11 protein-coding genes are annotated in these 13,827 nt (G+C 57.8%); 4 read left to right on the forward strand and 7 right to left on the reverse strand.

Translation table 11 applies throughout. The features are described from left to right. Positions 1-541: 541 nt before the first annotated feature. The 3 genes from HGP13_RS29875 to HGP13_RS29885 all read left to right on the forward strand — a co-directional run bounded on the left by HGP13_RS29875 (position 542) and on the right by HGP13_RS29885 (position 4,045). Positions 542-766, forward strand: a complete 225-nt coding sequence (locus HGP13_RS29875) for a hypothetical protein (RefSeq protein ID WP_172232568.1) — start codon at positions 542-544, stop codon at positions 764-766. A gap of 746 nt (positions 767-1,512) precedes the next feature. Further along, positions 1,513-2,271, forward strand: coding sequence for a response regulator transcription factor (locus HGP13_RS29880; RefSeq protein ID WP_172232571.1), 759 nt, complete (start codon positions 1,513-1,515; stop codon positions 2,269-2,271). A 346-nt stretch (positions 2,272-2,617) separates the two neighbouring features. After that, positions 2,618-4,045, forward strand: a complete 1,428-nt coding sequence (locus tag HGP13_RS29885; RefSeq protein WP_172232574.1) for a glutamate-1-semialdehyde 2,1-aminomutase — start codon at positions 2,618-2,620, stop codon at positions 4,043-4,045. A 204-nt stretch (positions 4,046-4,249) separates the two neighbouring features. On the opposite strand, the gene HGP13_RS29890 is transcribed toward HGP13_RS29885, so the two are convergent. Genes HGP13_RS29890 through HGP13_RS29900 form a run of 3 tightly spaced genes read right to left on the reverse strand, consistent with a single transcriptional unit; the run spans position 4,250 to position 7,007 of the window. Beyond that, positions 4,250-4,903: a PIG-L deacetylase family protein gene (locus HGP13_RS29890; RefSeq protein WP_172234900.1), complete on the reverse strand. Its 654-nt coding sequence runs from the start codon at positions 4,901-4,903 to the stop codon at positions 4,250-4,252. Further along, on the reverse strand, positions 4,900-5,715 hold the full coding sequence (locus HGP13_RS29895) for a sugar phosphate nucleotidyltransferase (RefSeq protein WP_172232577.1): 816 nt from the start codon (positions 5,713-5,715) through the stop codon (positions 4,900-4,902). The genes HGP13_RS29890 and HGP13_RS29895 overlap by 4 nt, the downstream gene beginning before the upstream one ends. Further along, positions 5,712-7,007: a class I SAM-dependent methyltransferase gene (locus tag HGP13_RS29900; protein WP_172232580.1), complete on the reverse strand. Its 1,296-nt coding sequence runs from the start codon at positions 7,005-7,007 to the stop codon at positions 5,712-5,714. The genes HGP13_RS29895 and HGP13_RS29900 overlap by 4 nt, the downstream gene beginning before the upstream one ends. A 331-nt stretch (positions 7,008-7,338) precedes the next feature. Between HGP13_RS29900 and rfbC the strand changes: the two genes are divergently transcribed. Continuing rightward, the gene (gene rfbC, locus HGP13_RS29905) at positions 7,339-7,893 is read left to right on the forward strand and encodes a dTDP-4-dehydrorhamnose 3,5-epimerase (protein ID WP_172232583.1); all 555 of its coding nucleotides are present in this window, start codon (positions 7,339-7,341) and stop codon (positions 7,891-7,893) included. Here rfbC and HGP13_RS29910 read toward each other — a convergent pair. From HGP13_RS29910 to HGP13_RS29925, 4 genes are all read right to left on the reverse strand, one after another. Further along, positions 7,888-9,162: a DUF4910 domain-containing protein gene (locus tag HGP13_RS29910; RefSeq protein WP_246707479.1), complete on the reverse strand. Its 1,275-nt coding sequence runs from the start codon at positions 9,160-9,162 to the stop codon at positions 7,888-7,890. The two genes, rfbC and HGP13_RS29910, sit on opposite strands and share 6 nt — an antisense overlap. Positions 9,163-9,212: 50 nt before the next feature. Beyond that, the gene (locus tag HGP13_RS29915; protein WP_172232590.1) at positions 9,213-10,274 is read right to left on the reverse strand and encodes an NAD(P)-dependent oxidoreductase; all 1,062 of its coding nucleotides are present in this window, start codon (positions 10,272-10,274) and stop codon (positions 9,213-9,215) included. 203 nt (positions 10,275-10,477) lie between these two features. Next, positions 10,478-11,839, reverse strand: coding sequence for a DUF4038 domain-containing protein (locus tag HGP13_RS29920; RefSeq protein WP_172232593.1), 1,362 nt, complete (start codon positions 11,837-11,839; stop codon positions 10,478-10,480). A 14-nt stretch (positions 11,840-11,853) separates the two neighbouring features. Further along, complete coding sequence (locus HGP13_RS29925; protein WP_172232596.1) at positions 11,854-13,287, reverse strand: DUF4214 domain-containing protein; 1,434 nt, start codon at positions 13,285-13,287, stop codon at positions 11,854-11,856. Between the last annotated feature and the right edge of the window lie 540 nt (positions 13,288-13,827).

A 13,827-nucleotide genomic window follows, 5' to 3' on the forward strand; every position in this document is an offset into this window, starting at 1 on the left:
ATCGAGCTTCCCGCTTGGTTTGGCTCCAGTGCTGCGGATACAGCAAGCTGTCCGACGGCTGATCTTTCGGCAGGTGGATATCTCGGGCAAGAGAGTCAAAGGGGGTAGCCTCACCTGCGAAGGTGGAACGCCCAAATGCATTCCCACCTCCCTAACCGTTGATAACGGAAGGAGCGGTCAGTTCACCATGCGCTCTGAGGCTGAATGTACCCGCTATTACCGTCGAAATGAAAAAGCACGTGGTCATGACGGGGAACAAATGGCCCCCAAAGGAGCGGAAAGCGAGTCGCGGCCGTGGGATCAATTGAGATGTCTAGTGATGGCGACCTTTCGTATTCTTAATCCTGTACCCTCCTGCAAATGGCTAACCCTCAATCCCGGTACGCCGCCTAAAGAACGCCTCGACTAGGGAAGTCTGTGACCTTACCAAAGTCGTAAGCAGCTTTTGCTTTCTGTCGCAAAACCTGCGTCAATGATGACGGAATGGGAGGCTGGGCAATGGGCGGGTTGTCTAAGTTCCAGCACAAGGAGGACAGGCGATATGACCACCCAGGTTGTATATCGCGCATTCGGGCCCAAGCAGGTCAGGCAACTCAAGGAGGTTTACGAGTGTGCACGGGCGGTAAAGGCCAAGTACCCCGAGAGCCATATTGCGAGCAAAGCCGCCAAAAGGCTGATCGACGCTTTCGAAGCTGTGATCCAGAATGACGGAACCGTTCTGGATGTGAATTGGCTGACCGAGGCTGATCCTCAGGGAACCGCCTGAGGCCGGGCCTTCATGACTCGTACCTCTGTCTGGGGGTAAATGCGGCTCATCTGTACGGCTTGGCGTCCTGCCGGGCCGGCAGGCGAATTTGACTTGCCCTTCCAAATAAATTGTCCTGGCAATTTGCCCAACAGCGTATTCGCCATGGAGTGGCAGGGGGAGCCGCCGAGCGGGCGGCGCCCCCCCTACCTGTCTTTGCCTTTCGCCGCGGACAGGCCGCCTAAGCGTTACCCAGACGTTGGCGCTTAGATGCTCATTGCCAGCAGCATAAATTCGTCAACGAGGCCTTTGAAACTTTGTCAGGGGATGCAAGAAGCCGCCACTTCCGCCCATCGGATGAGGGCCGGCAGAGATGCGCGTTACCCGATGGATTAAGGAAGAGGTCGCGATATTCATACCCTCCGCGGGCGGACAATCGACTGGCTGTTGTGGGGACCAGTTACCTCTTCCGCCTTAAGCCAGATTGCAGCGCCTATGGCGTGGCTCGACCTCGGCTGCTGTCGCCGACTTAATTATTTACTAAAAATTAACCTATGTTAGCGACTGCTTGCGAATAGCCCATAAGCTGTTCAGGTTGTTCTGATTGGGCAAAAAGGAACAGCGGAGGGCGCCAAGTTGGGAAATCCCGGCTAAAGCTCTCAAAACGGGCTGGGTATCAAACTTTCGAAATTCTGAAGTATCTGAAGAATGAGGGGCTAATCGGCCGCCGCAGGGCGGATTTTGTGGAAAAAAGGGTGGGTAGGAATATGAGTTCCGCAGCAGGACTGCATAAGTACACTTTGGCAAATCACAAAGAAATTCCGCCGGACGGAACGGGAATAGTCAACGAAGAAGTAGGCAGGGAATGCCTCCTCATCTTAGACGGAAGGGCCCTAGACCGCGAATGTCTCGCATCGGCCCTTGAAGACCACGAACTCGGCATGGCGGTCCAGGCCATGGGTTCAATAGACGAATGGCGCGCAAAAAAGGGAACGCCCCCTCCCCTTGCAGCCATTCTCTTCAACCTTGGAGGCCGGAAGGTCACCGATCCTGGCATCGTGGATCAGATCAGGCGCATTTCGAGCGAATTCGAGTCGGTCCCTGTGGTGATTTTGGCCGACACAGACGACCTTGCACAGATATTGACGGCCCTCGAATGCGGCGCACGTGGCTATATTCCAACCTCTGTAGGGATCGACGTCTGTGTCGAGGCAATCAATCTCGCGGCGGCGGGCGGCATATTTGTTCCGGCAAGCAGCGTCCTATCCATGCGGCACCTGATAGATTCAGGCAGCCGTGACACGAGGCCTTTAACCGGCATGTTCACGCTTAGGCAGGCTGAGGTCGCGCAGGCGCTCCGACGCGGCAAGGCGAACAAGATCATCGCCTATGAGCTGAATCTGCGAGAAAGCACCGTGAAGGTACACATCCGCAACATCATGAAGAAGCTTAAGGCGACCAACCGCACGGAAGTCGCCTACAAGGTCAATGATCTCTTCGCGGAAGGAACCCCGGCTGAAGACTGATCGCAGTAACAGGCGGCCCTCCTTGAATCGGAGGGCCGTGCTTATACTGCTCTGCTTCAAAATCGGGTCGCTCGCGTAAGCTGAGGATTTTGATCCGGGACAATGGGCGCGCTTAGGCGCGGCTCGCTGCCCAGAGCGCAAAACGATGCCGTAGGCGATTTTTCATGGGCGTTCCAAAAGCGCCCGGATTCGGCTGTTCTAGAATTCCAAAAGATCGTCTCATCATGCGGAGCCAAGGGCGGATCGGCACCTTCCATCCACCATAAGTGCTAACCGGTGACCTTATGGAGAACGCGAAAATCCAGGGCCGAACATGTAGACTTTCTATCAAAATGGAGTGGTCCGCATGTCTGAGCAAAATCTCTGTTTTCGCAAATCCGGACGCCTTCAAGAACGTGGACGCGAACTGATCCCGGGCGGTAGCCACACCTACGCGAAAGGCGAGGATCAGTATCCCATTCTCGCGCCTGGCTTCATCGAACGTGGTCTGGGGTGCCACGTCTGGGATGTCGATGGGAACAAATACGTCGAATTCGGCATGGGCAATCGTTCCGTCGGGCTGGGGCATGCCTACCCAACCGTGCTCAGAGCGGTGGAGACGGCGCTCAGCGGTGGCTCAAACTTCACACGGCCCGCCAGGATCGAGGTCGACTGCGCCGAAACATTCCTGGAACTCATTGGCGCCCAGATGGTAAAGTTCTGCAAGGACGGATCGGACGCGACTTCAGGGGCTGTCCGCCTTGCCCGCGCATACACGGGTCGCGATCTCGTCGCATGCTGCGCCGACCACCCCTTCTTTTCAACAGACGATTGGTTCATTGGGACCACACCGATGAATGCGGGAATTCCGGAAGCGGTCCGGAACCTGACCGTCTCTTTCCGGTACAACGATATCGCCAGTGTAAAGGATTTGTTCGACAGGCACCCAGGGAAGGTGGCCGCCCTGATCCTCGAGCCCTCCCGTGGCGACGATCCGGCGGACGGGTTCCTGCATGAAGTCCAGCGTCTCTGCAGGGAAAAGGGCGCACTGCTTATTCTCGACGAGATGATCACCGGGTTCAGGTGGCATGCAGCTGGCGCACAGAGGCTCTACGGCATCGAACCGGACTTGTCGACGTTCGGCAAGGCCCTTGGCAATGGATTTTCGGTCTCAGCCCTGGCAGGCAAACGCGAATACATGCGGCTCGGTGGGCTCGAGCATACGGATCGCCCCAGGGTGTTTCTGCTGTCGACCACGCACGGGGCGGAAACCCACGCGCTTGCCGCGGCGATCGCGACCATGCGCACTTATCGGGACGAGCCCGTCATCGAACACCTGCACCGTCAGGGAACGAAATTAAGGGACGGGATCGCAGAGGTTGCCAGACGCCATGGAGTTGATAGGCATTTCAAGGTTGTCGGCCGTCCCAGCTGTCTGGCGTACGCCACGCTCGATCCAAGCGGCAAGCCCTCGCAGACATACCGTTCCCTGTTCCTGCAGGAGACGATCAAGCGTGGTGTGCTCATGCCATCTCTCGTAGTCAGCTACACTCACGACGACGCCGCCGTCATGAAGACGATCGAAGCCGTTGACGGGGCACTGGCAGTGTACGCGCAGGCCTTGGAATCGGGAGCAAGCCACTTTTTGGTCGGCCGCCCCTCGCAACCCGTATTCCGCCGCTTTAACAATGGCGATGAACAGGCAAGGGTACCCGTGGTTTCCGAGAACCCTCACGTAGCAAGCAGCGCGACCGGCCGGCAGTCAGAAGCTCACCGGCTCGTTGCAACGTCATGACATTGGGAGGGCGTTGCTTTTCTCATGCTCTTGGATCAAGCGACGATATCCTCCAGGAGGTTCTGTAGACAAGGCGTCAGCGCTGGCATCGCATTTCGGCTGAGGGATAGCGGCGGGGCAGGGAAATGTTCGTAGGGTTGATGGGCCGCCTTGTCAGAGTTCGCGCATCACCATAGTTTCTTCGCGAGATAATGTGGCCACCTGCTAAAGAAGCCTAGCCTTTCTGAGCGTAAATGCCTCGGCAAAATGTTCCGGCGCCCGGCACTCCATCCCGCGCAATCTTGCCAGCCCGGCGAATGTCTCACGGTCGAACCAGTCCTTGGAGCGCTGCGTCCCGAAATGTTGGTGTAGAAGTTCGATCTTGCGTTCCAGCACGGCGGCCGTGAGCGGCACATAGGCATTTGGTTGGCAAAGATCGCCATCCCATTTGGGAATCTCGTATTCGATCACGAGATGATCGCGGAAGACATTCCAGGTCAGTTGGTTGACCTCCCGGTGGTCCTGATGCGCATCGAACCTTGCGTGGGTCAACACGACGTCGGCATGTACGCGGGATCTTAAATCTATCAGCCACTGCTTTATCGCTCGGCTGTGGGCCGGGAAGTAGCTGTCTTCGAAATCCGCGATATCGATTATCGACGACTTCGATCCTTCAAGGAACGCTTCGGCCGAAGCGCTGGCCTCGGCCGACCGCTGGCCGCCGGCGCTCAGTACACACCAGTGTACGTCTAGTTTGACCCCAGATTCGATCAGCCCGAGAATAGTGCCGCCGGCTCCGATCTCGATGTCGTCGGAATGGGCACCAAGGCAGAGGATTGAAAGTTCCTCCCCGCGACGTGCGAGGCCAAGTCCCCTCATGATACGGCCATCACCGCGCTGCGCTTGATTTTTTCGGCGGTGACCTTCCTGTTCCAAGGCATGTCGCCTCTTTCGACCATGTCTTCGAGCGATTGCCAATCGCGCAGCGTATCCATCGAACGCCAGAAGCCGTGGTGCTTGTACGCCATAAGCATGTTGTCATCGATCAACCGTCTGAAGGGTTCGAGAACGAGTTCTTCGCCGTCGCGCATATAGTCGAAGATTTCGGGGCGAAACACGAAATAGCCGCCATTGATCCAGATCTCCGACGTATCCGTGGTGCGGAACTCGCGCACACGACCGTCTTCCGCGATGTCGGCCAAATGGTATGTGAGCGGCGCGCGCACCGCGAGAAAGCAGCCGATTTTGCCGCTGGCCTCGAATTTCGCAATCACATCGTCGAGATCGACATTGGTCAGACCATCGGAATAGTTGGCCATGAACATCTTCTCGTTCTTGACTTGGTCCCTTGCCGCCCAGAGGCGTTCGCCAATATTGCGCCAGACTCCCGTATCAAGCAGGGTAATGCTCCAGTCCTTGACCTTGTCACCGAGCAGTTTCACATCCTGGCCTCCCTGCGTCACCACGCAATCGGAAAAAGTCTGCGGCCGTGTGTTGAGGAAGAAATCCTTGATAACGTTGGCTTTGTAGCCCAGGCACAAGACGAATTCGTCATGTCCATAATCGCTGTACCACTGCATTACGTGGCGCAGAATGGGCTGGTGGCCGAGCGGAATCATCGGCTTCGGTATACTGTCGGAATAGTCGCGGATCCGGGTTCCGCGACCGCCGCAAAAAAGGACAACTTTCATCTCCGTAACTCCGATGGATCAATCACTGTCACGAAAGGAATTGGCACCACAAACCTTGCACCCCAAGCAGCGACATGGCGCATCTGCTCCATGATCTCGTCCTTCAGGTTCCATGGAAGGATCAGGATGTAATCTGGCCGGGCCTCGTCGATCGCCTCGACGGATTTGATTGGGATGTGCATTCCCGGTGTGAAGCGGCCATGTTTGTAAGGATTGCGGTCGACGGTGAAGTCAAGGAAGTCGGTGCCGATCGCGCAGTAATTGAGCAGCGTGTTGCCCTTTCCGGGCGCACCGTAGCCACAAATCTTCTTACCCTCGCTTTTGGCCGAGATAAGAAAAGCCAGGAGGTCGCGCTTCGCACGCTGTGCCTTGTGGCCGAACGAGGTATAGGTAAGCATCTCCTTCAGCCCGTGCCGCTCTTCGCGCTGGAGAAGTTTGGCAACCCGATCATTCACGCCCCAGCTACTGCCCTCATTGGCGAGATAGACGCGTAGTGAGCCGCCATGGGTGGGCAACTCCTCGACGTCGACCAGCCGCAATCCGTGGCGAGCAGCCATCAGGTCGATCGTCAGCAGCGAGAAATATGAAAAATGCTCGTGGTAAATCGTGTCGAACTGGTTCTCCGCCATCAGTCGCTCGATATGTGGAAACTCAAGAGTGACCACGCCCTCTGGTTTGAGCAGGATTTTCATCCCAGCGACGAAGTCATTGAGGTCTGGCACCTGCGCCAAGACGTTGTTGCCGATGATGAGGTTCGCGCGAAGTCCTTCGGCCACCATTTGATTTGCCAGCCGAACCCCGAAGAAGTCGACCCGGGTGGGCACGCCCTTCTCGACGGCGGCGCGCGCAACATTGGCGGCGGGCTCGACGCCGAGCACAGGAACGCCGAGCGGTAGAAAGTGCTGCAGCAGGTAACCATCGTTGCTTGCGAGCTCCACTGCAAGGCTGTCGGAGCCAAGCCCAAGGCGTTTTGTGATCGCCTCGCAATAGACTTTCGAATGAGCCACCCAGCTTGTCGAGAACGAGGAGAAGTAGGCGTATTCGCTGAAGATGGTCTCAGGGCTCATGTACTCCTTGAGCTGCACCAGATAGCAAGTGTCGCAGACAAGCACGTTAAGCGGATAGTAGGGTTCCATCTGGTCAAGCTGGTCGGCCTGCAGGAAACTCTCGCAAGGCGGCGACATGCCAAGATCGACCAGGGTATTGCGCAGGAGCGACCCGCAAAGCCTGCAACCAACATTCCGCCGTGCCGCACCATGATCGCGAACGATTTCGACAGCCTGAATGTTCATTCCCTACTCCTGCACGGCTGGTTTTGAAAAACGGAGACGCTGTGGGCTACGAAGTACCTATGCTTGCCGCCGGCGCCTCCGTAGGCAGATGGCGGCAGGTTAGGACCCGCCCCCCCTTGGTTCGATTTGCCAATCCGTCTGGTGTCTTAATCCTTATAGGGAACCGGCCGCGGCAATGCCGCCGCCAAGCCCGCCGAACGGCTAAAGCCATCCTCCGGATCTACCGCTATAGGAGTGGCCACCTAAGGCTTAGGTAGCCCTTCCAGCTTGGGCTGACGGCGCTGACACTTGACGGGCCGGTCTCGCTCGGCACCGGGGAATCCAGGGCGACATGCAGTTTACCGAAACGGAGCTTCAAGGCGTTTGGCTGATCGAGCCTACTTCCATGGTTGACGACCGTGGTTCTTTCACTCGTTTCTTCTGTGAAAGGGAGATGGCGGACTGCGGTCTGGCGACGCGCTTTGTCCAGCACAGCCGGGCACATTCGATCAAAAAGGGAACTCTCAGGGGACTGCACTACCAAGAGGAACCTTATGCGGAGATCAAGCTGGTCTCCTGTGTCCGCGGCGCGATTTTTGATGTCGTCGTGGACCTGCGCCCGAATTCGCCGACACGCTACAACTGGCTTGGTTTCGAGCTGACGCCGCAAAACATGAAGCAGGTCTATATCCCTGCCGGGTTCGCTCACGGGCTCCAGACCCTTACGGACGACACCGAGGTCTCGTATCTCATATCGCAGTTCTATACGCCCAACGCATCGACAGGCGTCCTCTACAACGACCCTGCCTTTTCGATTGGCTGGCCACTGATGCCGACAGCAATGTCGGAACGGGACAAAATGTGGCCCCTTATTAGACAGCGGACCGTCGCCGCAGCGATCTCATAAAGCTGCTGTCAGGAGACTGTATTCCGACAGAAGCATCGCCGCGGCGGCCAGTTCCTTGAACGGCAGGTTCGAACGCTCCGCCATGGACAGAAGCGAATGCTGGCCGTCGGCGAGGTTGAGCACCCAAAGCAGGGCCATCGACGTTACGCCTGACGATTTCTGCCCTCCCAAGGCTGCATAGAGGCCGCGCTTGCCGAGTTGTGGTTCGCACTTGGGCAAGAGGTTCAACGGCGTCCAGTCCTCTTCAACAATGTCGATCACGTCCGTCAAGATGCGAAAAGAATCCTCGAGATGTTCCGGGCTGATGAAGTCGAGGTTGTCGGCCGACGTGTGGTATTCGGGGAAGGTCCCGTGAACGCTCCGCTGGAACATACCGACCGGAAGATTGAAGCCCGGCGAACAGTATTGCCTCTCATCATAGCCGTAGGGGGAGAAATCCATCAGCTTCGCTCCGGCTTCACGCCCGAGGACGTGCGCCATCGCGCGGTCGATGAAGGCGTCGCCACGGCGGCTGCGCTTGTAGGTCGGGCTTGCGGCGTCCCCAACACACGAAAGGACCAGGCCGTGGTCGATGAGATGTGTCCGGTCTTCATTGCGAGACAGCCACGCGATCGAGCCGATCGTGCCAGGAGCGAACAGGAAGCGGTAGCTGTATCGCGTGTGCCTTGCCTTCAAACTTCTTGCAAGGAGCGCCAGCAAGGCCAGTCCTGAACAATTGTCGTTGGCCAAGGAGGGATGGCAGATATGCGCGGAAAGAAGGAATTCCCGGTCCGTCTGCCCGCGGTGCAGATATTCGCCATAAGTCAGACTGCCGTCCCTCAATTCAGTATCGATATCCACCCGATAAAGACCGTCAGGCAGCTTCGTCAAATGGTCGTGAGCCATGCAGAAACCCCAGGTCGGGGCGTAGTAGCACGTACGGTAGGGGATGCGTTGGGGCTGATCAGGCAGCGTATGGATGTGCGGTTTCAATTCTTCGAGCGTCAGTGTTCCCTTGAAGGGAGGGCTGTAGTTGACGACGTGCAAGTTGGAATCGACAAAATCCACGACCGTCTGCCCGTCTGGGCCTCTGATGCTGGCCGAGTGGATGTTCCATTCCTTCGGAACGGTCCAGTCGAACACCTGCGTCCCGGTGGGCACCTCATGCCGCTCCAGATTGACGTGCGCCGACAGGATATCCAGAGTTTGTCGCACGCCGTGTCCGGTAATGCTCCTGCAGATCGGAAAGAGCTGTTTGGCCAGGGCGTAGATGTCCTGGCCGACACTCATAGAAGCAGGTGGCGAGCCGAGCCCGTCGGGGTTCACGTGTTCCATCCCGGCTATCCCGCCACAGCCTCCAGTGTTCTTGAGGCTTCGGCGACCCGCATCCGCTCGTCCAGAAGTCCGCTCGCGAGAAGGTGCCTGATGTGACCTATGCGCTGGAAGCGCGGGCCCTCGAATTCCTCAAGAGTGACATTCGACTTCCGATAGGCTTGGTAAAGTTGCTCGGCACCCTTGCGCGCATCCCATTGCGGTTTGAAGGCAGGAAGGGCAAGCGCGATCTTGTCGAAGTTGACGCGGTAGGAGCGTTTGTCGGGTCCGGCATCGGACGCGAATTCAAGCCGGCAGTCCGGCACGACCTCGGCAACGATTTCGGCTATGTCTCGAATCCTATAGTTGTGGTCCGTCCGTCCCACATTGAAGGCTTCGTTGTGGACGGTCTCGCGCGGCGCTTCCAGCCCGGCAATGAACGCCCTGGAAATATCCTCGATGTGGACGATCGGCCGCCACGGCGTTCCATCGGACTTCAGGAGGATGACGCCCTTGGTAACGGCCCAGGCAACGAGATTGTTCAGCACGATATCGAATCGGAGCCGGGGCGACAGCCCATAGGCCGTGGCGGGCCTAAAATAGACGGGAGAGAAGCTTCTGTCGGCCAGTTCGGATATATCCCGTTCCGAAAGCACCTTGGACCAGCCATAGGGCGTAACCGGGTTCAGGTTGCCTGTTTCGTCGACCATCCCGTCGCCAGCCTGTCCGTAGTTGCTGCACGACGACGCGAAAAGGAAGCGCGACACGCCGGCCTCCTTGGCCGCCGTCGCGAAACGGACGCTTCCCTTATGGTTGATCTCGTAGGTGATGTCCGGATCGAGATTGGAAAGCGGATCGTTGGAAAGGGCTGCCAGATGAATGACGGCATCAAATCCTTCGAGGTCGTGCGCACGCACGTCCCGGACGTCCTTTTGGATGGAGGGAACGGAAGCCCGCTCTCCTCCCGAAGCAAACGTGCAGCGCCGGTACAGATCGCTGTCATAGCCCGTCACCGAATGCCCTGCACGGAGCAGCATCGGCACCATCACCGAGCCGATATAGCCTTGATGGCCGGTTACCATGACTTTCATCGTACACCTCTTCTCAAGTGGATATTGATCACGCAGAGGCTACTTGGACCCAAAGGAATGGAGGAGAACGCCAATGGGCGACCAGGATGCCCTGTTGGACGAAGCGTAGTCGCCGGCTACTTCTTTTGGAGCGGTGCTGTCTAATCCTTTCGGACCAGTTGGCGCGCACGCCTAGCCTTCCGTTGCCGCAAGCAGTGCCGCGTTCATTGGCTTTGCGCCACGGGGTCTTGAGGTATGAGTTCCAGAATCCAGTCCCTGTATCCGCGACTGTTGAGTTCTTGCGGCTTGAACCCTGTTCGCTCCGCCTTGAAGGGCGAACCTACGACATCGGTCACTTCCCCGCTCGTTGGATCGCGCCAGAGGGCACGGATAGAATTCGTCGACAACTGCGCAAGGTCGATGGTGACGCGGTCATTGTTGGGCATATAGACGACGGCATAGGAGCCGTCCCTGGCCATCGCGGCGACCGCCCTACCCATGTCGTTGCCCATGCCGTCGACCAGCAATCTGTTCTTGCTATCGGGTTCGAGCAGCCACCACTTTATTGACGAGATGAAAGCGAAAAGCACCTGCATGCTCTTCGCGCCGGGACTGTCGAGAGCCTCCTTCCACCCCATAGTCGGCCGAAACAGGCCAGGCCCGTCGAAATGCCATATCGGGTTGTTGCCGTAAAGGTGCCCGAACGCACCCGAGAAGATCGCCTGGTAGGCCTGAATTCGGATCCGGTACTCGTCGGCACCATTTTCGAACTCATAGGCGCTCTCCATAAGGAAGAAGGGCATGCCGCCGCCGACATCGTGCTGCCTGAGCGCTGCCGCATAGACAGGGCCGTATGTGTAGACATTATTCACCTTGAGCCAGGGGTCGTGATCCCAGAATTCCAGCGGTGGCGTTTCGGGAGAGCCGTGGACAGTGCTGAGAGCGTCGGGATCCTCTTCCATAATACCCTTGGCGACGGCCCTGACCAGATCCTTGTCCACAGGACTGTAATCGCCGCCGTTGACCCAGATGATGTTGTCGAAGCGCCGGTAGCGATGTCCGACGAAGTGGCCGTAGGCGTTGAGCTTGGTTACCCCTGCCGCGGACATTTCCTGATACCAACCGTCAGGGCCACCGCCATATCCAAGATATGCCGGAGCGAGCAGCACCAGGAAACCAAGGTCGCATGCCTTCTGCAGAACGCGGTCGGCATGGGCAAAATACGCCTCGTTCGCAACAACGAAATTGCCGTTGTCGGCGAATGGCTTGTCGCCGTATGCGTTTGCGGGCGCGTTTTGGGAGAACCGGTGTTCGAGAAGGTTGATGAGCACGGTGTTGAAGCCGCGAGCCTTGCGGTCCTCAAGGTAGAGGTATGCGTCTTCATCGGTCAGGTCGCCGATCAGCGACCATGGTGAGTCGCCTTGCATGAAGAAAGGACGGCCTTCCTTGTCGGTCGGAAAATTCTTTCCGGCTTCGATCCGCAGCGGAAACTTCGTTCCGCCGTTACTTTCGCAGGCCAGGCTCCCCGTCGTCACCACTGCGAGAAGGGCGCCGGCCATGAAAACAGAGGCGATGCGCACTGCCATGACATTCCTCTGGTTCACCCGGGGTCCGGTACCGCAGATACGTCAAGGATGGCAGCGTATTTGGAATTGAATTCGCTTGAACTGATGATGCCGAAGGCCACATCCTCGCGTGTCATGGTCCCCGCGCGCAGCAGCCGGGAATAGGTTTCCACCCCGTAACCGTCCGCGGGACGGTCTAGAAGCAGCAGATAGATAAGATTGATATAGGCGCGGTCCGTCAACCCGATCGTGGCATAGCTGGTTTCGAAATCATCAGTGCGCATCATTTCCATGATCGTGCCGGCGAATTTGCTGTCGCCGCCTTCAAGTGCTGCCGACCAGCGATCCAAGGTGGCGGTGTCACCCTCGTGACCAAGCACGAGGCAGTAGGCGAAGCTTGCCTGCCTGAAATATTTCGGCTTGTTCGCTGCTGTGGTCTCGGGATCGCACTTCCGATTTGGCTTGGGTAACGGCTGCGGGCCGCGAGTGAAGTCACGCACCGTCTTGTAGGCGGGCTTCGGCTCGCCGACCCTCCATTTGCCATCGGAGGTGGCGGTGAGCCGCACCAATCCCATATTGGCTTCGAAGCCGGGGGCCCAATAGGTCTCATCGAGCAGTTCATAGATGTGCGCGGCCTGGACGTTGTACTTCTCGTTGAGTTCGCGAAGCCGTGTCATTGTCTGCTTCATGCCGTCGGCCTGCTGCCGTTCGCTGCGCTGGCTGCCGTAGGGATTGTTGAATTCGGTGACCCAGATCGGCTTGCCGTAGCCCGCGATTTCACGGAAAGCCCATTCCGGATCTTCGCCGTACATGTGCCAGACCGAGATGTCCCAGGCGATCCCGTCCTGCTTCATCCGTGCGAACGCGCCGGTATGGCCCCATCCGGCGGTGCCGATCGCCTTCCTAATGCCGGGATCGACCTCTGTGATGCCTTCGGACAGGCCCTTGAGGACGGCACTCACCTTCACCCAGCGCGGACCGTAGTAATCGAGTGTTCCCGTTCCTCCTGCCGGTCCCCATCCACACGGATATTGCGAGCCGTCGTCGCGTTTCTCGCACGGCTTGATGATGGCATAGGTCTCCATCTCGTTGCCGAGTTCCCAAACGCGGATATCGTTCTTGAACCTGGTGCCAAGGGTGACCGCCAGTTTTCGGGTCTTAGCAAAGATCTCGTCCGGGCTTTCCTTGTCCAGGTCCACGACCGGCGTGAGGACCGGCAGAATCTCGATCCCCCTCGCCTTTCCGGCATCGACAAGGTTGGCAAGCACATCTGTATTGTCCTCGCCCGTAACGTTGACCCTGTATGATTTCAGGCCCAGGTCCTTGATGAAATCCAGTTGCCTTTCAAACGGTATGCCCGGATAGGCAGTTATCGGATGGCCGTTGACGCCCCAGAGCAGATCGGCGGCGGAAGCAGGCACAACTGTTGCCAGTAAGCATACCGCGATGGCTGTGAAACGAAAGGACATGGACGCGCCTCCCTGTCGGGCCTCAATTCAAGCTGGATAGTCGGGACAGCAGTCGCTAGATGCAATCTGCCCATAGGGGTGAGCGGAGTGCTCGCGCTACCCCTTTCGGAGGTCGCTACCTACCATCGGAAATCACGTCATTTTTAGTTGGCGTCTGCCCTGCCAACCCCGGAAGCACGCATCATTGCGTTGTCGAGGGGGACGACGCCGGACCGATCCTTTCGGCCGCTCCCCGGATCTACCCACCCTGCGGCGCCAGATATTGCCATCCAGTCAGGACTGAACCGCCCAGCTTCCTATCCATTCGACATGTCGAAGGTGGTAAACTTTGACACCAAAGCGGCGATCCCGCGAAGTATTGAAGTCCATACAGGTCGCGATTTTGCCGATTCATCTCGCTTCTCGGTAGAGAAGGAGGGCGCCATCCTAAATGCCATTTTCAGCAATGCTATGCCACCTCTGGTGGATTGGGCTAAGGCTCTTTGGGCCTTATTTTATTCGAGTCCGATCAATCCACAGCTGATCAGGAAGCAGGTCCGA

The organism is Mesorhizobium sp. NZP2077 (assembly GCF_013170805.1).
GTDB lineage: Bacteria > Pseudomonadota > Alphaproteobacteria > Rhizobiales > Rhizobiaceae > Mesorhizobium.